18 protein-coding genes are annotated in these 20367 nt (G+C 69.2%); 6 read left to right on the top strand and 12 right to left on the bottom strand.

Annotated elements, in window-relative coordinates; translation table 11 throughout:
* Positions 1-2: 2 nt before the first annotated feature.
* Entirely contained in the window at positions 3-467 is a 465-nt protein-coding gene (locus UC35_RS10020) for a hypothetical protein (protein ID WP_061498775.1), read from the bottom strand.
* Entirely contained in the window at positions 464-1060 is a 597-nt protein-coding gene (locus UC35_RS10015) for an RNA polymerase sigma factor (RefSeq protein ID WP_082792996.1), read from the bottom strand. The genes UC35_RS10020 and UC35_RS10015 overlap by 4 nt, the downstream gene beginning before the upstream one ends.
* A 153-nt stretch (positions 1061-1213) precedes the next feature.
* On the opposite strand from UC35_RS10015, the gene UC35_RS10010 reads away from it, so the two are divergent.
* Entirely contained in the window at positions 1214-2791 is a 1578-nt protein-coding gene (locus UC35_RS10010; RefSeq protein WP_061498769.1) for an ABC transporter substrate-binding protein, read from the top strand.
* On the opposite strand, the gene UC35_RS10005 is transcribed toward UC35_RS10010, so the two are convergent.
* Positions 2724-4037 (bottom strand): patatin-like phospholipase family protein, encoded by a 1314-nt coding sequence (locus tag UC35_RS10005; protein WP_227820517.1) that lies wholly within the window; start codon positions 4035-4037, stop codon positions 2724-2726. The genes UC35_RS10010 and UC35_RS10005 overlap by 68 nt on opposite strands.
* A gap of 172 nt (positions 4038-4209) precedes the next feature.
* Between UC35_RS10005 and UC35_RS10000 the strand changes: the two genes are divergently transcribed.
* Both UC35_RS10000 and UC35_RS09995 read left to right on the top strand, forming a co-directional pair.
* On the top strand, positions 4210-5484 hold the full coding sequence (locus tag UC35_RS10000) for an MASE1 domain-containing protein (RefSeq protein WP_061498766.1): 1275 nt from the start codon (positions 4210-4212) through the stop codon (positions 5482-5484).
* Positions 5477-6955, top strand: coding sequence for an acyl-CoA-binding protein (locus tag UC35_RS09995; RefSeq protein WP_061498764.1), 1479 nt, complete (start codon positions 5477-5479; stop codon positions 6953-6955). The genes UC35_RS10000 and UC35_RS09995 overlap by 8 nt, the downstream gene beginning before the upstream one ends.
* A gap of 114 nt (positions 6956-7069) precedes the next feature.
* Here the strand turns inward: UC35_RS09995 and UC35_RS09990 are convergent, their stop codons facing one another.
* Both UC35_RS09990 and UC35_RS09985 read right to left on the bottom strand, forming a co-directional pair.
* On the bottom strand, positions 7070-8101 hold the full coding sequence (locus UC35_RS09990) for a pirin family protein (RefSeq protein WP_061498761.1): 1032 nt from the start codon (positions 8099-8101) through the stop codon (positions 7070-7072).
* A gap of 55 nt (positions 8102-8156) precedes the next feature.
* Complete coding sequence (locus UC35_RS09985; RefSeq protein WP_061498758.1) at positions 8157-8633, bottom strand: FKBP-type peptidyl-prolyl cis-trans isomerase; 477 nt, start codon at positions 8631-8633, stop codon at positions 8157-8159.
* 64 nt (positions 8634-8697) lie between these two features.
* Between UC35_RS09985 and UC35_RS09980 the strand changes: the two genes are divergently transcribed.
* On the top strand, positions 8698-9363 hold the full coding sequence (locus UC35_RS09980) for a ProQ/FinO family protein (RefSeq protein WP_061498756.1): 666 nt from the start codon (positions 8698-8700) through the stop codon (positions 9361-9363).
* Between the two features lie 9 nt (positions 9364-9372).
* Here the strand turns inward: UC35_RS09980 and fusA are convergent, their stop codons facing one another.
* Complete coding sequence (gene fusA, locus UC35_RS09975; protein ID WP_061498753.1) at positions 9373-11427, bottom strand: elongation factor G; 2055 nt, start codon at positions 11425-11427, stop codon at positions 9373-9375.
* Positions 11428-11592: 165 nt separating this feature from the next.
* Here fusA and UC35_RS09970 point away from each other — a divergent pair, with 165 nt between their 5' ends.
* Entirely contained in the window at positions 11593-11805 is a 213-nt protein-coding gene (locus UC35_RS09970) for a hypothetical protein (RefSeq protein ID WP_061498749.1), read from the top strand.
* Between the two features lie 34 nt (positions 11806-11839).
* Here the strand turns inward: UC35_RS09970 and UC35_RS09965 are convergent, their stop codons facing one another.
* From UC35_RS09965 to UC35_RS09940, 6 genes are read right to left on the bottom strand one after another with little or no spacing between them, the layout of a single operon-like run.
* Positions 11840-14347: a GcvT family protein gene (locus UC35_RS09965; protein ID WP_061498746.1), complete on the bottom strand. Its 2508-nt coding sequence runs from the start codon at positions 14345-14347 to the stop codon at positions 11840-11842.
* Between the two features lie 13 nt (positions 14348-14360).
* Positions 14361-15206, bottom strand: a complete 846-nt coding sequence (locus tag UC35_RS09960; protein ID WP_061498743.1) for an EamA family transporter — start codon at positions 15204-15206, stop codon at positions 14361-14363.
* Complete coding sequence (locus tag UC35_RS09955; protein WP_061498740.1) at positions 15203-15760, bottom strand: phosphonate degradation HD-domain oxygenase; 558 nt, start codon at positions 15758-15760, stop codon at positions 15203-15205. Before UC35_RS09955 ends, UC35_RS09960 begins: the two co-directional genes overlap by 4 nt.
* On the bottom strand, positions 15751-17220 hold the full coding sequence (phnY, locus tag UC35_RS09950; RefSeq protein ID WP_061498736.1) for a phosphonoacetaldehyde dehydrogenase: 1470 nt from the start codon (positions 17218-17220) through the stop codon (positions 15751-15753). The genes UC35_RS09955 and phnY overlap by 10 nt, the downstream gene beginning before the upstream one ends.
* Entirely contained in the window at positions 17210-18427 is a 1218-nt protein-coding gene (phnA, locus tag UC35_RS09945) for a phosphonoacetate hydrolase (protein WP_061498733.1), read from the bottom strand. The genes phnY and phnA overlap by 11 nt, the downstream gene beginning before the upstream one ends.
* Positions 18411-19142 carry a phosphonate utilization associated transcriptional regulator gene (locus tag UC35_RS09940; protein WP_082792993.1) on the bottom strand — a complete coding sequence of 244 codons (732 nt, stop codon included), beginning with the start codon at positions 19140-19142 and terminating at the stop codon, positions 18411-18413. The genes phnA and UC35_RS09940 overlap by 17 nt, the downstream gene beginning before the upstream one ends.
* 181 nt (positions 19143-19323) lie before the next feature.
* Between UC35_RS09940 and UC35_RS09935 the strand changes: the two genes are divergently transcribed.
* Positions 19324-20367, top strand: a complete 1044-nt coding sequence (locus UC35_RS09935) for a putative 2-aminoethylphosphonate ABC transporter substrate-binding protein (protein WP_061498731.1) — start codon at positions 19324-19326, stop codon at positions 20365-20367.

Genomic DNA, 20367 nt, shown 5'->3' with positions numbered 1-20367 from the left:
CTTCATGGGGAATTGACGCGCAGGGCGAGTACTTCGCCCGAGCTGTGCATCAGGAGCTGCGCGGGCACCCGCTCGCCGGCCCGCGACGGGTCATAGGGCAGGCCGAGCGCGGCCAGGCGCGTGTGCGGCATTTCGGTCGTGACAAGCCAGGTGCGGCTGGGTTCGCCTTGCGCCTGCTGCCAGACCTCATCGTCGACGAGCGCGATGAAGCCGGGGTCGCTGGCCGTCCCGGACAGGTTGCCGGGGGCGACGGCATCCACGAGAAGCACCGCGGCCAGCGCGACGCAGGCGGTGCCCAGCCCAGCCCAGCCGAACCAGGACCACCGGTGCGGGCGCTGCGCACGCGGCGCCCAGGGGCCGCGGTCGAGGCGGCGATGGATGGCCGGCAGCAGCGTCGCCGGCGGCATCTGCGCGCGCAGCTCCTGCGAGCCGAGCGCGAAGTGGCGGGTCAGTTCCGGATCGTTCATGACTGCAAGGCGGTTGATGCGGGAGCCAGCGCTGCCGCGAGGCGCTTGCGCGCGCGGTGCAGGCGCGTGCGCAGCGTGTTGATCTCGACGCCGGCGATCTGCGCGGCTTCGGTGTAGGTGCGTTCCTGGAGGTCGACCAGCACCAGCGCTTCGCGAAACACCCAGGGCAGGCGCGCGATCGCCTGCCACAGCGCCTGCGTGTCCTGCGCGCGCGCAAGACCGGCTTCGGGCGAGATCGCCGGGGCCGCGTGGTCGGCGGCGAAGCCGGCGTCGTCCTCCGGCTCGTCCTCGAGCGTGGCGATGCCGGCGGACTCGCGCCAGCGCGCCAGCAGCCGGTAACGCACGATGCCGCACAGGTAGGCGCGCAGCGGCCCTTGCGCACGGTCGTAGGCCCTGGGCTTCTCGGCGAGGTGCACGAAGGCGTCCTGCACCGCGTCGGCCGACCAGGCGGCATTGCCGCACATCGCGATGCCGAACCGGTAGACCTCGGCCGCCTCGGCCCGGTAGATCAGGTCCAGCGCCTGGCGGTCGCCGGCCGCGAGCCGGCCCATGAGGTCCGATTCGTCCGAATGTCGCCGTTGGGGCCAGGGCATGTGAGGGTTCTTGTGTTCGAGCTTCCTGACTCTATTGGCGCCAGGTGTCCAGAAAGTTTCCGGAACGTAGAGCTGCCGTTACGGGCAGCGCCTCTTGCGCCGCCTCGGCAGCGCTGCCAATAATGCTTTTCCATCCATTCCTCGGAGGCACCGATGAAGTCCCGATTTGCGGTCCTTGCCCTTGCGGCCGTCCTGAGCGGCGCCGGGTATGCCCAGACCTTGCGCTGGGCCAGCCAGGGCGACGCGCAGACGATGGATCCGCACTCGCAAAACGAGCTGCTGACCAATTCCATCAACGGCCAGGTGTACGACACGCTGGTGATGCGCGACAAGCAGCTGGGCATCGCGCCGGCGCTGGCAACCGAGTGGACGCAGGTGAGCCCGACCCTGTGGCGCATGAAGCTTCGTCCCAACGTCAAGTTCCATGACGGCACGCCCTTCACGGCGGACGACGTGCTGTTCTCGATCGCCCGCGCCGCGCACACGGCCTCGCCGTTCCGCGCCTACGCCACCGCCCTGGGCACGCCGCGCAAGGTCGACAGCCTGACGGTGGAGTTCACCCTGGCGCAGTTCAACCCGATCTTCCTGCAGCACGCGACCACGATCTACATCATGAGCAAGGCGTGGAGCGAGAAGAACAACGCGGGCGCGCCGCTGGACTTCAAGAACAAGGAAGACAAGTACACCAACCTCAATGCCAACGGCACCGGGCCCTACCTGCTGGTGTCGCGCCAGCCGGACACGCGCACGGTGTTCAAGCGCAACCCGGCGTACTGGGGCCCGATCGAGGGCAACGTGCAGGAGGTGGTCTACACCCCGATCAAGAACGACGCCACCCGCACCGCCGCGCTGATCTCGGGCGAGATCGACTTCGCGCTCGACCCGCCGCCGCAGGACCTGCAGCGCCTGCGCGCAACGCCGGGCCTGAAGGTGATCGACGGCATGGAGAACCGCTCCATCTTCATCGGCATGGACCAATCGCGCGACGAGCTGCTGTACAGCGACGTCAAGGGCAAGAACCCGTTCAAGGACGTGCGGGTGCGCCGCGCGCTCTACCATGCGGTGGACATCGAGACCCTGCGCAAGAGCCTGATGCGCGGCCAGTCGGTCATCACCGGCTCGGTGACGCCCTCGCCGCTGGGCAGCTACAACGACCCGGACATCGAAAAGCGCCTGCCCTTCGACCTCGCCAAGGCCAAGGCGCTGATGGCCGAGGCGGGCTACCCCAACGGCTTCACGGTGCAGCTCGATTGCCCCAACAACCGCTACATCAACGACGAGGCGATCTGCCTGGCGCTGGCCGGCATGTGGTCCAAGATCGGCATCAACGTCAAGGTGCTGGCGCAGCCGCGCGCCAGCTACTTCCCCAAGACCGAGAAGCTGGATGTCTCCATGTACATGCTGGGCTGGGGCGGCGCGATCACCGATGCCGAGACCACGCTCACGCCGGTGCTGCATTCACGCGGCGAAAGCGGCGTCGGCTACTACAACTGGGGCAACTACAAGAATCCCAAGCTCGACCAGCTGATCGAGGCGTCCAGCAAGGAAGCCGATGCGGCCAAGCGCGAGCAGCTGGTGAAGGCCGCGCTGCGTGAGCACAACGAGCAGGTGCACCACATCCCGCTGCACCGGCAGGTGATCCCCTGGGCCGCGCGCAGCGGCGTCAACGTGGTGCACCGCGCCGACAACTGGCTGGAGTGGCGCTGGGTCTCGGTCTCGCCCAAGGGCTGACCTTCGACCGGATTCGTCGCGGCCGCGGGTTGTCGTTGATGTACTGCGCCCTGACGAAACCGGGTGGCACCTTCTCCCACGGGTAGCCGTTGGCGGCCAAGTCGTAGCCGACCCGGAACAGGGCGCGCATGAACTCGGGATCGAATGGCTCCTTGTGCGGGACGTTGAAGCTCGCGGGAACATGCGCGAGATTGAAGTCAATGCCATCGCGCTCCGCGCCCAGATAGATGCGGAACAGATCACCCACGCCTTGCGTCTGGACGAGCGAAGCAATGGCGCGGAACGCGATGGTGAATGTTCTGCGCTCGATCTGTGCCCATTCCGGATCCAGGCGCGCGTTGCGAATGACGTAGAGCGTTCGCTGGCGTGAGGCATTGTGCGCAAGCGACAAGGCCTCGAAATCGAGACCGACGGGGTAGACGAAGACTTGTGCCATCGCACCTCCGTCCACATGCATCTCCTGATACTTCTTGCCACCGGCTTCAACGTCGATCAAGACCGGCGGGAACTGGCCCGGGAGTGCCGCCGAGGCCAGCATCAGTGAAATGAACAGATCCAATGCCGCTGGGTCCTGACTCGCGGCAATGCGCGTCATGTTCCAGACGTAGCGCCGGAGGTTGTCGAGCTCGGTGGTGGCAATCCACAATTCGCGCCCTTTGGCGTACTCCGCTGCAATCGCATCGAGCAATGCCCGGTTCACGTGCTTGCCCAGCAGCTTGCGCAGCGGCCGACTGTCGGCCATGGCATCGCTGGTCAGTCCGGCGATGATGCTGCGTGCCTCGAGAATGTCCTTCGCGGACGTGGTGGTGTAGAACGCTTTCAGTTGCTCGTCATAGGCCGGACCGAGAAATGCGAAAGGGGCAATCAGGGCGCCGGTACTGATGCCGGTCACCAACTTGAACTGCGGCCTGGTGCCCGCAGCCGTCCAACCATTGAGGAGCCCTGCAGCGAATGCTCCCTTGTCGCCGCCGCCCGAGATGGCCAGGAATGCGGCGGGCGGCAAGGGGCCGGTGTGGCCCTGGGACGAGAGGTACGCGCGCTCGCGGATCCAGGAGTGGACCAATTCGTCGGCGAGCACTGCCTCAGCCTCGCTGTTACCGACCTGGAAACGAATCAATCCCGGCGCCCCGGGCAAGCGAACATGAGCCTCATCCTGCAGGTGGGCGGGTACGGCATCGAGCCGGTCCAAGGGCGAGCATGCAGCGAGCCCGCCAAGCGAGAACGCCAGGATCCACCATGCAGCCACGATGCAAGCGCGGCTCCCGAGAAGCGACATCGCTGCCTACCTGCTTTCCGCCAACTGGGTTGGGTCGATGAGGGTGGCGATCATTGTCCGGTAGGTCGACGACCTTGCACAGAGGCGGGACGCCGTATATCCTGCCTCGGGCACACGCATTCCCAAGACGGCCCCTCTCGCGATGCAACAGCTGCAAAGAGCCTTGCTGGTGGCCGTGCTGGTCCTGGCGGCTGCGTTCTTGTCGCACTCCCTGGCCCATGGCGCCACCGCGCGCATTCCCGTGTGGCTGGGCAGTGGCATCACCTTCGGCGCCTTGCTGGTCAGCGTGCGCTGGTCCTGGCCGGCCATCCTTGCCGGGGCCGGTGTCGCGGTGGCGGCGTGGGGCTACATCCGGCACGACTTCGGCCCGGTTCCGGCGCTGGCCTTCGGCGCCATCGAGATCGTCAGCATGGGGCTGGCCGCCTCGATCGCCACGCTGGGCCGCGAGGACCCGCAGTCGCCGGCGGGGGCCGCGCTGCTCGTCACGGGCGCCTTGACCGGCTCGGCTGTGGGCGCGGTGCTGGCGGTTGAATTGTGGCGCTGGCAGCGGCCCGGCTCGGACGTCGCGGCCGAGTGGCTCACCTGGATGCTGTCCGCCGCGGTGGGACTGCTGCTGGTGGCGCCGGTGATCACCGCGTTTCGCGGTTTTGGGGTCAAACGCTCGGGCGGATTGCCGATGGCGCCCTTCCTGGGTGGCCTCGCGGCCTTCGCGGCCTTCACGGTGGTGGCGCTGATGGTGTTTGCCGATCAAAGCGACAGGCGCTTCGGCAGCTTTGCGGCGACCCTCGCCTACCTGCCCATGCCCTTCCTGCTGTTGGCTGCCTTGCTGTGGGGTCCGCGTGGCGGGGCGATTGCCATGCTGCTCGGCTCCTTGCTGCTGATCTGGCGCACCGCCCGGGGCGGCGGTCCCTTTGCCGTCAGTGAAGGCTTCCAGGGCGAAGCGGTGGTCGAGGTGCAGGGTTTCATCGCGATCTGGGCCATCGTCATGCTGCTGACGCGTGCCCTGTCCGAAGGACGGCGCGCGGCGCTGGAGCAGGCGAGCGCCTGGCGCCTGCGCTACGAGCGCACGCTGCAGGCGGTGGGCGTGGCCAGCGTGGAATACGACGCCGTCACCGGCCGCGCGACCTGGGGCAAGGGCGCAGACCAGCTGCTGGGCCCTGCGATCGGCGATGTCAGCAGCGTGAGCCAATGGCACGATCGCATCGATGCCGCCGAGCGTGGCCTGGTCCAGGCGGCCTGGTCTGCGGTCGCGAGCGGCGAGCTGCCCGTGATCGAGCACGACTACGCGGTGCGCCTGGGCGACGGGCGCTCGCTGCGCGTGCGGGAGCGGCTGGCCGGAGTGCACGGCGCCGATGGTGCGGTCGAGCAGGTGGCAGCGCTGCTGCGCCCGGCGCCGCTGGAAATCGCCAATGGATGAGCCCGGCGTCTTCCTCATCCACGGTCTGGGCGGCACGCAGTACGACCTGGGCTCCATGCACAAGCGGCTGAAGAACGCCGGCTTCGTCACACACGCGCTCACCCTGCCCGGCCACGGCACCCGGCCGGAAGACCTGGCCGGCGTGCGCGCCGACGACTGGATCCAGGCCGTGCGGGCGAAGTACCTGGAGGTCCTGGGCCAGCACGAGGTGCTGCACGTCATGGGCATGTGCATGGGCGCCTTGCTCGCGGTGGAGACCGTTAAGCGCGAGCAGCATACCAAGGGCCGGCTGGTGGCGCTGGCCCCGCCGGTTTATATCGACGGCTGGGCCACGCCCTGGTACCGCAGCCTGCGTCCGCTGCTGTATCTGGTGCCGCGCGTCCCCGAGCGCATGAAGGTGGAGGAGGAAGACCCCTACGGCATCAAGAACGAGCAACTGCGCGCGATCGTCAAGGCCAAGTTCCAGCGCGGCGAGAACTTTCACTACGGGTGGGTGCCGCTGGCCTGCATCCGCGAAGTGGATCGCCTGCGCGGCGCCGTCATGCGCGGGCTGGATCGCATCCGCTGCCCGACGCTGGTCGTCCACGCGAGGCAGGACGAGCTGACCAGCCTGCGGTCGGCCCACTTCCTCGTCGAGCACATCGGCGCCGGCAAGCGTGCGGGGCAGGCGCGCATGGTGGTGCTGGAGGACAGCTATCACATGGTGTGCGTGGACAACGACCGGGAGATCGTCGCGAAGAACGTGCTCGAATTCTTCGATGCCAGTCCCGCCCGCTCGCTCGGCATGGCCGCCGACGATCCGCGCATGACCCCGGCGCAGATGCGCGAGCTGCTGGCCGGCGCACAGGACGACCTCGAGCGCGGCGACTTCGCGGCGCTGTACGAACGCGGCATCCCGGACTTCGCCTGGTACCAGCCCGGCGCCAATCGCGCCAGCGGCATCTTCCGCGGACGCCAAGGCCTGGCGAAGCTGCAGGGCTGGGCCGGCGCGGGCGCGGGGTTCACGGCCTTCGGGGCGCCTGTCCTGAACGCGGGGATGGCGGTGGTGCCGGCCACGCTGAGGGCGAATTCACTGGCGTCGCAAGGCGTGCTGGCCTTCACGCTGCGGCAGGGGCGGCTGCTGGACGCACGCTGGTTCCCCGACGAGGTGGCCCTGGAGGACGCCCACTTCGGCGGAAGTCCGCTGCCCGATGGGCCGAGCCCCGCCGAGCATGCGTTCGAGGCGGCCGCGGCGCTGTCCAAGACCTTGCGCCGGGCGCCCGACAACGACACGCTGCTGGCGCTCTATGCGCTGTACAAGCAAGGCAGTGCCGGCGATATCACCGGCGCGCGGCCTGGCGTGATGGACATGGTGGGGCGCGCGAAGTACGACGCCTGGTCCGGCAAGCGCGGCGTGGCGCGCGAGCAGGCGATGGGCGAATACGTCAGCCTGGTGAACCGGCTCAAGGCGGCGGAAGAGCGCGCGGCGTAGGGCGGCGCGGGCAGGCTCGCCCGCGCGTCACGGGAAAGCGGTGAGCTTCACCCGGATGGGCGGCGCTCACCACCCGGGGCGGGTTGCCGCTGCCAGGGCGAGGACTTCAGGGCCTCAGCCGGCCGGGTCTTCCACCTCGCCGCCCGGATGCCGGGCGAAGCGGCGCGGCTCACCGCCATGCACCGGCGCGCTGTCGGCCCAGGGCCAGCCGCCGAACTGGGTGCGACGGTAGTCCTGCATCGCCTGCATGATCTCGGCCTGCGTGTTCATCACGAACGGCCCGTACTGCGCCACCGGCTCGCCGATCGGGCGGCCCTGCAGCAGCAGGAACTCCACCTCGGTGTCGCCCGCCACCAGCTCGACCGGCACCCCGGCTTGCAGCGCGATGGCGGACGGCGCCTTGACCACCTCGCCGGCGATGCGTGCTTCGGCGCCCTTGAACAGATAGAGCGTGCGCCGCGTGCCTTCGCCGCCCCTGGCGGCAGGCAGCGTCCAGCGCGCGCCGGGCTGCATGCGGATGGTCCAGATGGCGACGTCGGCTTCGGCCTGCGCCGCCCAGGAGTCGGGCGGCGGCGGCAGCGGCGTGTCCGCGCCTTCGAGCGGCCCGGCAACCGTGGACACCACCGTCTCGCGGCCCTGCTCGTCCTTCACCGCCAGGCGCGGAATCCGGTCCGACCAGAACATGGTGAAGTGCGCCGGCACCATCTTGTTCTTGGCCGGCAGGTTCAGCCAGATCTGGAACAGCTCCAGCGGGTTCGCCTCGCTCTCGCGCAGCAGCGGGAACATCTCCGAATGCACGATGCCGCTGCCGGCCGTCACCCACTGCGCGTCGCCTTCGCCGAAGCGAGCGGTGGCGCCCAGCGAGTCGGAGTGGTCGATCAGGCCGCGGCGCACCACCGTCACCGTCTCGAAGCCGCGGTGCGGATGCGCCGGAAAGCCCGGCACGGTCTCGCCGTGGTACATGCTCCAGCCGTCCTTGCGGCTGAAGTCCTGGCCGATGTCGCGCCCGGCCAGCGACACCTTGGGGCCGAACGCGCCGTTGCCCTGCGGGTAGGCATCGTCGTGGTAAGCGCAGAACAGGAACGGGTCGACGGTCGCCCAGGGAAAACCGAGCGGCTGGATCTGGAGGATGGGGTGCGTGCTCATGAGACCTTAGCTGGGGACGCTGGCCGGAATCTAAAGCTCATGCACACGAGCCGGGTCAGTGCTGGTGTCCGTGCTCGCCGTGCACATGGCGGTGGGCGATCTCCTCGGCGGTGGCCCGGCGCACGCCGGCCACCTTCAGCGAGAAGCGCAACTCCCGGCCCGCCAGCGGATGGTTGCCGTCGAGCAGGACCTGGTCGCCCTTGATCTTCATGACGTGGAACACATGCGGCCGCCCGTCGTCGGTGTGGCCCTCGAGCTGGCCGCCGACCTTGACGCCGGGCGGGAACTCCTTCTTGCTGATGGTGCGCTTGAGCGACTCGTCGCGCTGGCCGAACGCGTCCTCGGGCTTGAGCTGCAGCGTCACCTCGTGGCCCGCCTCCTTGCCCTCGAGCGCGGCCTCGATCTTGGGCAAGGTGTTCTCATAGCCGCCGTGCAGGTACACCATGGGCGTGCGGCTTTCCTCGATCAGCTTGCCGCTGGCCTCGGCGACCTTGTAGCGCAGCGTGACCACCGTGTCTTTTTCGATCTTCATGCGCCCGGATTCTGCCCGACGGAAGCGCGTACAGTTCGGGGCTCGCGCGAGAGCAGATTCCCGAATGTCCGATACCCCGACCACCGCATCCCCGGAAGCACAAGCCGACGCACCGGCCCAGCAGGCCCAGCAGGCCCAGCAGCCGCCCAAGGCGCAGAAGGCGCGCGTCGACGTGCGCCCGGTGCTCGAGCGCCTGTTCCAGCTGCATCCCAAGCTCTTCGGCGCGCGTTTCCTGCCCCTCAAGCTCGGCGTGTTCGAGGACCTGATGGCGCGTCACCCCGAGGGCTTCCGCAAGGAAGAACTCAAGGCGGCGCTGGGCGCGCACGCGCGTTCCACCAGGTACCTGGAAGCGGTGGCTTCGGGCGCCAAGCGCCACGACCTGGACGGCAACCCGGTCGGCGAGGTGGCGCCGGAACACGTGCACCACGCGATCATGGAGGTGTTCCGGCGGCGCCAGGCGCGCTCGCCCGATGCCCGCTCATGGCTGCAGGTGCGGCTGGTGCGGGCGATCGAGGCCTCGGGGCTGTCGCGCGAGGCCTACCTGGAGCTGGTGCGGGCGAGCGACGAAACCGCGCTCGAAGCGCTGAACGAAGCGTTCGCCGAGATCGGCAGCCGGGTCGCCAGGCGCGAGGCGCTGCGGCGCGCCTACGCCGCCAGCGGCCAGAGCGTCGAGGCCTTTGCCGAGATGTACGGGATGAAGCCGGGCGAGGTGCGCAAGCTGCTGGCCTGAGGGCCGGCGTCAGGCCTCTTCGCGGATCTTGTACTGCGAGGTGAGCTGCGCCTGCACGGTGGGCGGCACCGGCTCGTAGTGGCTGAACGCCAGCGTGTAGCGGCCCTGGCCGCCGGTCAGCGCGTTCAGGCGCGACTGGTAGCTGGACAGCTCGGACAGCGGTGCCAGCGCCAGCACCGCCAGGCCGCCGGCGGAATTGGCGGTGCCGCTCACCTGGCCGCGGCGCGAGGCGAGGTCGCCGGTGATGTCGCCGATGTTGGCTTCTGGCGCGGCGATCTCGACGTTGACGATGGGCTCCAGCACGCTGGGCCGGGCCGCCTGCACGGCGGCCTGCACCGCCTTGCGGCCGGCCGTGATGAAGGCGATCTCCTTGCTGTCCACGCTGTGGTGCTTGCCGTCGTACACCGTCACCCGCAAGTCGACCACCGGATAGCCGGCGATCACGCCGGCTTCCAGCGCCTGACGCACGCCTTTCTCGACCGCCGGCATGAAGTTGTACGGAATGGCGCCGCCCTTGACCTGGTCGACGAACTCGAAGCCGGCGCCGCGCGCCAGCGGCTCCACCCGCAGGAACACCTCGCCGAACTGCCCGGCGCCGCCGGTCTGCTTCTTGTGGCGGTGGTGGCCCTCGGCCGGCGCGGTGATGGTTTCGCGGTAGGCGATGCGCGGCGGCCGGGTGTTGACCTCGCAGTGGTGGATGTCGGTCAGGCGCTCCAGCAGCGTGCGCAGGTGCAGCTCGCCCAGGCCATAGACCACGCTCTCATTGGTGGCGGCCACGTGCTCCAGCCGCAGGCAGGGGTCTTCGCTCACCAGCTTCTGCAGGATGTCGTGCAGGCGCTGCTCGTCGCCGCGCCGCTTGGGCTCGATCGCCAGCCCGTGCACCGGCACCGGGAAGTCCAGCGGCTTCAGGTGGATGCGCTCATCCTCGGTGGCGTCATGCAGCACCGCGTCGAAGTGCAGTTCCTCGACCTTGGCCAGGGCGCAGATGTCGCCGGGCACCGCGCGCTGGATTTCCTGGAATTCCTTGCCCTGCAGCGCGAACAGGTGCCCGACCTTGAAAGGGCGGCGCGCGTCGCCCACGTAAAGCTGGCTGTCGCGGGTGACCGTGCCCTGGTGCACCCGCAACACACCCATCTTGCCCACATAAGGGTCCTGCGCGATCTTGAACACATGGGCCAGCACATGGCGGGCGGGATCGACCTGCGCCTGCATGGGCTTGGCATCCGGCCCGTCGCCGTTGAGGAACTGCGGCGGGTTGCTCTCGGTCGGGTCCGGCAGCAGCTTGGCGATCACGTCCAGCAGCTCCGGCACGCCGGCGCCGGTGCGCGCCGACACGAAGCAGATCGGCACCAGGTGGCCCTCGCGCAGCGCCTGCTCCAGCGGCGCGTGCAGCTCGGAGGGGTCGACGTCGCCGTCGCTCAAGTAGCGCTCGACGAAAGCGGAATCGACTTCCACCACCTGTTCGACCAGCGCCCGGTGCGCCTGGGCCACCGAGGAGAAGTCGGTGGCCGGACTGCTGTCGCCGCCGCGGTCGTAGAAGCAATCGACGACGCGCGCGCCGCGCTCGGCCGGCAGGTTCACCGGCAGGCACTCGCGGCCGAAGGCCGCCTGGATCTCCCCCACCAGCGCCTCCAGGTTCACGCCCTGGGCGTCGATCTTGTTGACGATGATGATGCGGTCACGCTCGCGGTCGGCGGCCCACTGCATCATGCGCACCGCCATCGGTTCGACGCCGGTGGTGGCGCCGATCACGACGGCGGCGGTCTCCACCGCTTCCAGCGCGGGCAGCGACTGCCCCAGGAAATCGCTGGCGCCGGGCGTGTCGATGAGATGGGCCTGGATGCCGTTGTGGCGCAGGCGCAGCACCGAGGCGGCGAGCGAGCGCTGCGCCTTCTTCTCCAGAGGGTCGTAGTCGCTGACGGCGGTGCCGCGTTCCACGCTGCCGGGGGCGCCGATGGCGCCCGATTTCCACAGCAGTGCTTCCACCAGGGTCGTCTTGCCCGACGTTGCCGGCCCGACCAGTGCGAGGGTTCGAAGCGCGGCAATGTCCGCGGATGTCGGCATGAGAGCCTCCTTGGCAAAAGCGACCGGGGGCTTCCATGTTAAGCCCGCACGGCTTCGCCCGGGAGTCCGGGCGCGTCCCCTGCCGACTCATCAATCGGACTGGTCCGAGTGACGGATGGGCTGTTGTCCTACGCTGTCGCCCCGGCCCGGCGCTATGCTGAGTTGATGACACCTGAAAAGGAACGCCGGCCGGCCCGCGACGAATTCGAGGTCGCCTACTACACCAAGGAGTTAGGCCGGCCCTTGCAGCGCAAGATGCTGCAGCAGCGGCTGAAGGACCTGTCCGGCGGATCGGCCGGCGTCGCTGCCGCCCACCATGGCGACCAGCCCGCGGCGCCGGACGCCGCGCCGCCGCTGCGGGCCGATCGCGCCGGCTGAGCTAGGGCCTGTTAACAGGCCCTAACTGCCGGGCTCAGCGTGCCGGCGGCCAGCGGTCGTGCAGCCGCACCGCAACCGCCTCGCCCCAAAGATCGATGTGCGCCTCGCTGCCTTCGTGCCGCACCTGGGCCGCCGCGCCGCGCACATAGCCCAGCGCCACGCAGCATCCCGCCAGCGGGCTGTAGCCGGCCGATGAAATCTCGCCGGCCGGCTCGCCGCCCAGCAGGATGGTTTCACCGCCCCAGGCATAGGCCGGCGGCGCCAGCAGCAGCGTCACCAGCTTCTTGCGCAGCGGCTGCCCCTGCGCCCGGCGCAGCGCCGGCTGGCCGATAAAGGGCGTGGCCTTGTCCGGCCGGACGCTGAAGTGCAGCCCCGCTTCCCACGGCGTTTCGTCCGGTCCCAGTTCGGCGCCCCAGGCGCGGCGGCCCTGCTCGATGCGCAGCGCGTCCAGCGCGTAGTAGCCGGCGTCGCGCAGTCCCAGTTCCGCGCCGGCGTCGGCGAGCGCGAGGTACACATGGCGCGCCATCTCGATCGGCACGTACAGCTCATAGCCCGGCCCGCCGACGTAGCTCATGCGGGCGGCGCGCACCCGGGCGAAGCCGACATCGATCTCGCGGGTCCAGGAGAACTTCAGCGCTTCGGGCGAAAGGTCGTCGGGGCTCACGCGCGGCAGCAAGTCGCGCACCTTCGGCCCCATCACCGACAGCACGGCGTACATCGCCGAAACGTCGGTGAGGACCGCGTGCTGGCCGGGCGCGATGTGGCGGCCGATCCAGTCGGCGTCGCGCGTGGCCTGGGCCGAACCGGTGACGATCAGGAAGCGATCGGCCGCCTGGCGCATGACGGTGAGGTCGCTCTCGATGCCGCCGCGCTCGTTGAGCATGGGCGTGTAGACCATCTTGCCCACCGGCACGTCCATCTCGTTGGCGCACAGGCGCTCCAGCAGCGCCAGCGCATCGCTGCCTTGCAGCAGCAGCTTGGCGAACGAGGTCTGGTCGTAGATCGCCACCGCGTCGCGCGTCGCCTTCTGTTCCTCGAGCATCCAGGGCAGCCAGCCGGGCGTGCCCAAGGTGTGCGGCGGGCGTCCGTGAAATTGCGCCTCCCCCCGGGACGTTGGGAGGGGGGTGTTTGATTCGCTCGATGCGCCGTCGCGCCCCCACTCCAGCCCTCCCCCGGAGGGGGAGGGAGCAAGGGGCGGCCGGAAGTAGTTCACCCGCTCCCAGCCGTTCTTGCTGCCGAACTCGGCGCCCTTGGCGGCCAGGATGTCGTACAGCGGCGAGGTGCGCAGCGGCCGCGCCGATTCCAGTTCCTGCCGCGGCCAGCGCATCGCGTAGTGCAGGCCCAGGGTCTCGCCGGTGCGCTGTGCCAGCGCGCGGCGGTTGCCGGTGAAGGGCGCGAAGCGGCGGATGTCCACTTCCCAAACGTCCTGGCCCGGCTCGCCGGCAAGGATCCATTCGGCCATCAGCCGGCCGGCGCCGCCGCTGTTGGCGATGCCGGCCGAATTGAAGCCGGCGCAGACGAAGTAGTTGCGCAGCTCCGGCGCCTCGCCCAGGATGAAGTTGCCGTCCGGCGTGAAGCTCTCCGGGCCGTTCAGCAGCAGCTTGACCTCGGCGCTGGCCAGGCAGGGCGTGCGGTGCAGCGCGTTCGTCATCAGGGGCTCGAACTGGTCCCAGTCCTCGTCCAGCAGCTGGAACTGGAAGTCGCGCGGGATCGGGTCGACCTTCCAGGGCTTGGCCTGCGGCTCGAAACCGCCCATCAGCAGGCCGCCCACTTCCTCCTTGTAGTAGATGAAGCCGTCGGGGTCGCGCATCACCGGCAGCATGGGGTGCACGCCCTCGATGCGGCCGGTGACGATGTAGAAGTGCTCGGCCGAAAAGAGCGGCACGTTCACGCCCGCCAGCGCGCCGAACTGGCGCGCCCACTGGCCGGCGCAGTTGACCAGCACTTCGCAGCGGACTTCGCCCTCGCTCGTGCGCACCCCGGCCACGCGCCCGTGCTCGGTGATCACGCCGGTGACCTCGACGCCTTCGGCGATCTTCACGCCGCGCAGCCGCGCGCCCTTGGCCAGCGACATGCACAGGTCGGCCGGATTGGCCTTGCCGTCGCCCGGCAGCCACAGGGCGCCCTGCAGGTCGTCGGTGCGCATCACCGGCACCTTCTCGCCGGCCTCGCGCGGCGAAATCTCGTGGCACTCGACGCCGAAGCTGCGCGCCAGCGCGAGCTGCTTCTTGAACACCTGCATGCGATCGGGCGTGCGCGCGACGTTGACGCTGCCGCAGCGCTTCCAGCCGGTGGCCAGGCCCGTTTCCGCTTCCAGCGTGGCGTACAGCTCGATGCCGTACTTGCTCAGCTGGGTCATGGCGCGGTTCGGCCGCATCTGGCCCACCAGCCCGGCGGCATGCCAGGTGGTCCCGCTGGTCAGCTTGCCCTGCTCCAGCAGCAGGACGTCGGTGCGACCCAGCTTCGCGAGGTGGTAGGCGACCGAGCAGCCGGCGATGCCGCCGCCGACGATCACGATCTGGGCTTGCGACGGCAGGTTCATGAGAGATGGGTCCCTAGCCGAGACGCAGCGCCATCACGCCGCCGACGATGGCGGCGGTGCCGACGGCGCGCCGCAGGCTGAAGGCTTCCTTGAGGAACCAGGTGCCGAGCAGCGCGGCGAACAGCACCGAGGTCTCGCGCAGGGCGGCGACGGTGGCCACCGGCGCGCGCGTCATCGCCCACAGCGCGATGCCATAGGAGCCGAGCGAGGCACTGGCGGCCACCAAGGCCACCGGCCAGCGCCGCTGCACATAGGGCCAGGCGGTGGCGCCGCCGCGGCGCGCCAGCACCATCAGCGCGAACGGCCAGCCGTCCAGCACGAACAGCGCCACCACGTACTGCAGCGGATTGCCGCTGGCGCGCGCCCCCAGTGCGTCCACCACGGTGTACAGGGCGATCACCACCGCGTTCGCCAGTGCGAAGCCGACCGCGCGCGGCGAATCCAGGGCATGGCGCGACAGGCCCAGCGCCAGCACGCCGCAACTGACCCCCAGCACCCCGGCCCAGGCCAGCGGCGACAGCGTCTCGCCCACCGTCATTGACGCCGACAAAGCCACCAGCAGCGGCGCGGTGCCGCGCATCAGCGGATAGGTGAGCCCGAGCTCGCCGTGCTTGTAGGCGCCGGTGAGGGCGATGTAGTAGCCGATGTGGATCACCACCGAGGCCAGGATGTAGGGCCAGGAGGCGGCAGCCGGCCAGCCGAGCAGCAGCGCCAGGGGCAGCGCCACCAGCGAGCCGACCAGGTGGATGGTGGCGGTGTCCAGCGCCTTGTCGTGACTGGACTTGACCAGCGCGTTCCAGCTCGCGTGCAGCAGGGCGCCGAACAGCACTGCCGCGGCGACCGGCCAGGTGAGCGTCATGCCGCCACGGCCAGCACGCAGCGCCCGGCGCGCTCGAGGAAATGCGGCAGCGGCGGTGTCGGCAGGCCCGGGGTCTTGGCCAGGTCGTCCCACTCGCGCAGCCGCACCGCCTGCGCCGCGCCCTCGCGCCGGATGAAGGCCTTGGCCTGGTCCTCGCTGAAGATGCCGCCCTGGAGCGCGAGCGAGCGTTTGGAATCCTGGGACAGCGCCGCGAAGTACGCCGGGCGCACCGCGCACAGGTAGCGCTTGGCCTCCACGTGCAGCCGGATCGGGTCCAGCACGCCGGCACCGAAGCCGCCGCGCAGAAAGGGCAGCGCGCGGAACTGGTGCAGGTCGTCCACGCCCTGCAGCGTGGGCGTCGCGCCCAGGTCGTGCAGCAGGTGGCCCAGGTCGTGCAGCAAGGCCGCGGTCACCAGTTCGTCGTCCGCCCCTTCCTGCTCGGCCAGCGCCGCGCACTGCAAGGCGTGTTCCAGCTGCGTCACCGGCTCGCCGCTGTATTGCTCCGCGCCGCGGGCGGCAAACAGCTGTTCGATGTCGGCCAGGCTCAGTGCCATGGCAGCGAGTAGGTCTTGAGGTTGGTGAAGCTCTTCATCGCCTCCTGCACGCCTTCCTTGTAGCCCAGGCCGGAGTCCTTGATGCCTCCGAAGGGCGTGAGCTCCAGCCGGTAGCCGGGCACCTCGCGCACGTTCACCGTGCCCACCTGCAGCTCGTCGACGAAGCGGGTGATGTAGTCGAGGCGGTTGGTGCACACCGAGCTCGACAGGCCGTAGGCGGTGCCGTTCGACAGCGCGATCGCTTCGTCGATATGGCGGAAGGTGAGGATGGGCGACACCGGGCCGAAGGTCTCTTCGCGCACCACGGTCATCTCGGGCCGCACGCGGTCGAGCACGGTGGGCGCGAACAGCGCGCCTTCGCGCCGCTGGCCGGCCAGCAGGCGCGCGCCCTGGGCCAGCGCCTCCTCGACGCGCGCCTCGAACAGCCGGGCGGCCGCCTCGTCGATCACCGTGCCCATGTCCATGCCCGGGTCGCCGGGGTCGCCGTGCTTCCAGGCCTGGGTCTTGGCCACGACGCGCTCGGTGAACTCCGCCGCCACCGACTCGTGCACCAGCATGCGCTTGATCGCGGTGCAGCGCTGGCCCGAGTTCTTGTACGAGCCCTGCACCGCCAGCGTGGAGGCTTCCTCGAGGTCGGCGTCCTCCATCACGATGAGGGGATCGTTGCCCCCGAGCTCGAGCACGATGCGCCGGTAGCCGGCGCGCGCGGCGATGTGCTTGCCGATCGCCACGCCGCCGGTGAAGGTCACCAGGTCGGCCGCTTCGTTGGTGATCAGCTCGTCGGCGATCTCGCGCGGATCGCCGGTGACGATGGACAGCATCGCCGGGGGCAGCCCGGCCTCGTACAGGATGTCGGCGAACAGGATCGCCGAGAACGGCACCTTCTCCGAGGGCTTGAGCACCATCCGGTTGTTGGTGGCCACGCTGGGCACCACCTTGTGCGCGACCTGGTTCATCGGGTGGTTGAAGGGCGTGATCGCGCTGATCGCGCCCAGCAGCGGCGCGCGCTGCGTGTACACGCGCCGCTTCTTGCCCTGCGGCGTCAGGTCGCAGCTGAAAATCTGCCCGTCGTCGCGCAGCACCTCGGTGGCGCCGAACAGCAGCACGTCGGCCACCCGGCCGGTTTCGTACATCGAGTCCTTCACGCACAGCCCGGACTCGGCGGTGATCAGCGCGGAAATCTCGCTGGCGCGCTCGCGCACGATTGCCGCCGCCTGGTTCAGGATGGCGGCGCGCTCGAAGCGCGTCAGCCGCGCCTTGAAAGCGGCTGCGGCGGCGAACGCCTCGCGCACCTCACCGACGCTTGCCTTGGGCACGCTGCCGAGCCGCTCACCGGTGTACGGGTTGGATACCCCGATCACGCTCTCGCGGCCCGCGCCCACGCGCCGGCCGGCGATGCGCATGGCATCGAGCTGGTGCTCGTGAATGAATTCGGCGGCGGGGCTGGACCTATTGCGCATGGTTCAGCGCCAGCTCGAAGGCGTCGAAGTTGCGCAGCCGCCGGCTGGAGTCGAAGCCGCGCAGCTTGCGGTTGAGGATCAGGGGCACGCGCTGCTCGCTGATGCCGCCGTGCGAGCGCAGCGGCGCGTCCAGCCCCGACAGGTCGTGCCGGCTGGCGCTGCTGCCGATCACGGTGGAGCGCTCGGAGACGCAGACGATGTCGCCGATGCGGTCGGCCGGGAGTTCGAAGCGCTGCGCCGCCGCGGCGCGCTCCAGCACCAGCTCCATGCCGCGCAGGCGCTGCAGGGCCGGCATGACCTGGCTGGGCGCGACGCCTTCGGGCAGGTACACCGTGGCGAAGGAGCCGAGCGCGCCGTGGTGCACCACGTAGGGGTCGGTGATGGGCAGGATCACGCGCGCCTGGCCCGCGCCCAGTTCGCGGTCGAACCAGTCCTGCAGGTAGATCACGTCGGGCGCGCCGTCCAGGCCCACCTTGGCATTCATGCCGTGGTCGGCGGTGAGCGCGATCAGGCAGCCGGCCGCGTCCAGCTGCCCCAGGTAGCCGTCCATCATGGCGTAGAAGGCGTTGGCCTGCGGCGTGCCCGGCGCGTGCTTGTGCTGCACGTAGTCGGTGGTCGACAGGTACATCACGTCGGGCCGATGCTTCGCCATCAGCTGCACGCCGGCGGCGAACACGAACTCCGACAGCTCGGCGCTGTAGACATCCGGCACCGGGCGGCCCACCAGCCCGAGCACATCGGTGATGCCGTTCTCTTCCTGGGTGACCTGGTTGGCCTTTTCCGAGGAGAAGCAGATGCCCCCGCGCACGCCATGGCCCAGCAGCCGGCGCAGCTTGTCCTTGGCCGTCACCACGGCCACGCGCCGACCGGCCTCGGACAGGGCGGCCAGCACGCTGGGCGCGCGCAGCCATTTCGGGTCGTTCATCATGACCTCTTCGCCGCTGGCCATGTCGAACAGGTAATTGCCGCAGATGCCGTGCACGCTGGGCGGCGCGCCGGTCACGATGGAAAGGTTGTTCGGGTTGGTGAAGCTGGGCACCACGCAATCGGCCACCAGGCCGGTGCCCTCGGCCAGCGTTCGCTTCAGCCAGGGTGCCTGGCCGGCGGCCACGACCTGCGCGATGTAGTCGGGCTCGCAGCCGTCCACGCAGACCACCACGGTGGGTTGCAACGGCAGTTGATAGTCGCGCTTATTGACGTGCAGCACGGGGAACCTTCCGGGCGTTGGCGGCCTGCGCCCGCTCGCGGCGCCGCAGGTCGTTCTCGATCGTGCGCTGCTTGCTTTCCATCACATGCTCGAACAGGGCCTTGCCGGCCGCCTCCGGGTCACCCGAGGCGATCGCCTTGATGATCTGGCGGTGCTCGCCGGCGGAGATCGGCAGCAGCCAGCCGTCGGCCAGGTTCAGGCGCCGGAACAGCGACAGCTCCTTGATCAGCTTGCGATAGATCGCGGTCAGCTTGCCGTTGCCGGCCATCTCGACCAGGCGGTCGTGGAACTTGAGGTTCAGCAGGTGGTACTGGTAGGCGTCCTGCGCCTTCACCGCCTTTTCCATCGCGTCCACCAGGCCCTTGAGCTCCTTGAGCTGGGCCGGCGTGATGCTGGCGGCGAGCCGGCGCCCCACCAGTTCGTCCATGGCGGCGCGCAGGTCGAAGATCTCCACCGCCTCGTCGATCGGGATGTCGCGCACGAACACCCCGCGGTTCTTCTCGGTGCGCACCAGGCCGGCTTCGTCCAGCATGCGGAAGGCTTCGCGCACGGGGCCGCGCGACACGCCCATCTTCTGCGCCAGGGTGGCTTCGATCAGCTTGCTGCCGGGCGCGTATTCGCCCTGCAGGATGGCGCGCTCGATCTCCTGCTGCACCACGCTCGTGAGCGAACTGCTCTGAAGCAGTGCGATCGTGGGATGCGCGACGGCATTCATGCCCTGATTAAAGCAGCATCGCGGGGATTGTCAACAATCTGCAAAAAACAATTGACAGCATATCCAGCGCGACGTTAAATCAACCGCGAGGTGCCCATGGTCGGGGAGGAGTGACAGCGTTGTCGTCACAGGGTCACCGGCGGTCCGCAAGCGTTCTTCACTGTTTGTAGGAGTCCCACTCATGCGTTCGTCCCTCGCCCTGAAAACCACCCTCGTGCTCGGCCTGGCGGCCTTCGCGGCCGCCGCCTTCGCGCAGAAGACCCAACTGCTGGTCTACACCGCGCTGGAGACCGACCAGCTCAAGGCCTACCAGGAAGGCTTCAACAAGCTCCATCCGGAGATCGAGTTGAAGTGGGTGCGCGATTCCACCGGCGTGATCACCGCCAAGCTGCTGGCCGAAAAGGCCAACCCGCAGGCGGACGTGGTGATGGGTGTGGCGGCCACCAGCCTGGCGCTGATGGACAAGAACGGCATGCTCGAGCCCTACGCGCCGCTGAACCTGGACGCGATCATGAGCCAGTACCGCGACAAGAAGAAGCCGCCGGCCTGGTGGGGCATGGACGTGTGGGGCGCCACGGTGTGCTTCAACACCGTCGAAGCGCAGAAGCGCAACCTGCCCAAGCCGGAGACCTGGAAAGACCTGGCCAAGCCGGTCTACAAGGGCCAGATCGTGATGCCCAACCCGGCCTCCAGCGGCACCGGCTACTTCGACGTGACGGCCTGGCTCTCGCTGTTCGGCGACGACGGCGGCAAGGGCGGCGGCTGGAAGTACATGGACGCATTGCACGAGAACATCGCGCAGTACACCCATTCCGGCTCCAAGCCCTGCAACATGGCGGCCTCCGGCGAGTACGTGATGGGCATCTCCTTCGAGTACCGCGCCAACAGCAACAAGGCCAAGGGCGCGCCGATCGACCTGGTGTTCCCCAAGGAAGGCCTGGGCTGGGACCTGGAGGCCTTCGCCATCCACAAGGGCACCAAGAAGCTCGAGGCCGCCAAGAAGCTGGCCGACTGGGCGTCGAGCAAGGACGCCATGCTGCTGTACGGCAAGAACTTCGCCATCACCGCGCAGCCGGGCGTGGCGGCGCCGCTGCCCAACGTGCCCAAGGACTATGAAGCGCGCCTGGTGAAGATGGACTTCGGCTGGGCCGCCGAGAACCGCGAGCGCATCCTGGCCGAGTGGACCAAGCGCTACGACAGCAAGAGCGAAAAGCGCAGCCCCTGA

It is taken from the genome of Ramlibacter tataouinensis, assembly GCF_001580455.1.
Taxonomy (GTDB): Bacteria; Pseudomonadota; Gammaproteobacteria; order Burkholderiales; family Burkholderiaceae_C; genus Ramlibacter; species Ramlibacter tataouinensis_B.
The sequence above is the reverse complement of the archived record's forward strand: the minus strand, read 5'-3'. Positions and strand labels throughout refer to the sequence as shown.

Coding starts and splice junctions, on each gene's coding strand:
- UC35_RS10020 (WP_061498775.1), bottom strand. CDS start 467: ATGAACGATCCGGAACTGACCCGCCACTTCGCGCTCGGCTCGCAGGAG.
- UC35_RS10015 (WP_082792996.1), bottom strand. CDS start 1,060: ATGCCCTGGCCCCAACGGCGACATTCGGACGAATCGGACCTCATGGGC.
- UC35_RS10010 (WP_061498769.1), top strand. CDS start 1,214: ATGAAGTCCCGATTTGCGGTCCTTGCCCTTGCGGCCGTCCTGAGCGGC.
- UC35_RS10000 (WP_061498766.1), top strand. CDS start 4,210: ATGCAACAGCTGCAAAGAGCCTTGCTGGTGGCCGTGCTGGTCCTGGCG.
- UC35_RS09995 (WP_061498764.1), top strand. CDS start 5,477: ATGGATGAGCCCGGCGTCTTCCTCATCCACGGTCTGGGCGGCACGCAG.
- UC35_RS09990 (WP_061498761.1), bottom strand. CDS start 8,101: ATGAGCACGCACCCCATCCTCCAGATCCAGCCGCTCGGTTTTCCCTGG.
- UC35_RS09985 (WP_061498758.1), bottom strand. CDS start 8,633: ATGAAGATCGAAAAAGACACGGTGGTCACGCTGCGCTACAAGGTCGCC.
- UC35_RS09980 (WP_061498756.1), top strand. CDS start 8,698: ATGTCCGATACCCCGACCACCGCATCCCCGGAAGCACAAGCCGACGCA.
- fusA (WP_061498753.1), bottom strand. CDS start 11,427: ATGCCGACATCCGCGGACATTGCCGCGCTTCGAACCCTCGCACTGGTC.
- UC35_RS09970 (WP_061498749.1), top strand. CDS start 11,593: ATGACACCTGAAAAGGAACGCCGGCCGGCCCGCGACGAATTCGAGGTC.
- UC35_RS09965 (WP_061498746.1), bottom strand. CDS start 14,347: ATGAACCTGCCGTCGCAAGCCCAGATCGTGATCGTCGGCGGCGGCATC.
- UC35_RS09960 (WP_061498743.1), bottom strand. CDS start 15,206: ATGACGCTCACCTGGCCGGTCGCCGCGGCAGTGCTGTTCGGCGCCCTG.
- UC35_RS09955 (WP_061498740.1), bottom strand. CDS start 15,760: ATGGCACTGAGCCTGGCCGACATCGAACAGCTGTTTGCCGCCCGCGGC.
- phnY (WP_061498736.1), bottom strand. CDS start 17,220: ATGCGCAATAGGTCCAGCCCCGCCGCCGAATTCATTCACGAGCACCAG.
- UC35_RS09940 (WP_082792993.1), bottom strand. CDS start 19,142: ATGAATGCCGTCGCGCATCCCACGATCGCACTGCTTCAGAGCAGTTCG.
- UC35_RS09935 (WP_061498731.1), top strand. CDS start 19,324: ATGCGTTCGTCCCTCGCCCTGAAAACCACCCTCGTGCTCGGCCTGGCG.